This is a genomic window from Anaerotignum faecicola (genome assembly GCA_024460105.1).
Taxonomy (GTDB): domain Bacteria; phylum Bacillota; class Clostridia; order Lachnospirales; family Anaerotignaceae; genus JANFXS01.
Genome location: JANFXS010000304.1, coordinates 1 through 444, shown reverse-complemented (window position 1 = coordinate 444; position 444 = coordinate 1). Strand labels below are relative to the sequence as shown.

The following is a 444-nucleotide window of genomic DNA, read 5'->3' as shown; positions in this document are numbered from 1 at the left end:
CCTTCAAATACGCCATCGTGGAAGTACCGTTTTCCATCATCATCGCACTGGTTCTGGCCGTGCTGCTGAACCGGAAGATGAAGGGGCGGGCCGCTTACCGTACGATCTTCTTCCTCCCAATGGTTGCGGCCCCCGCGGCGATCGCCATGGTGTGGAGATGGCTCTTTAACTCGGAGTTCGGCCTTTTAAATAATGTGTTCGGTACCAGTATAAACTGGATCTCCAACCCGAATATCGCCGTCTATTCGATCGGCGTCATCGGTGTGTGGTCCATCATCGGCTACAACATGGTGCTGTTTTTATCGGGACTTCAGGAGATTCCGAAGGATTACTATGAGGCGTCCAATATCGACGGCGCAAGCGGTATCTACCAGTTTTTCCATATCACCGTTCCGCTTCTGTCACCCACCATTTTCTTCGTGACAGTGACCAGAGTGATCGGCG

General features: G+C 52.5%; 1 protein-coding gene. It reads left to right on the top strand.

All coding sequences use genetic code 11. The features are described 5' to 3' along the window. On the top strand, nucleotides 1-444 hold a 444-nt coding region (locus NE664_14090; GenBank protein MCQ4727765.1), incomplete at both ends, for a sugar ABC transporter permease.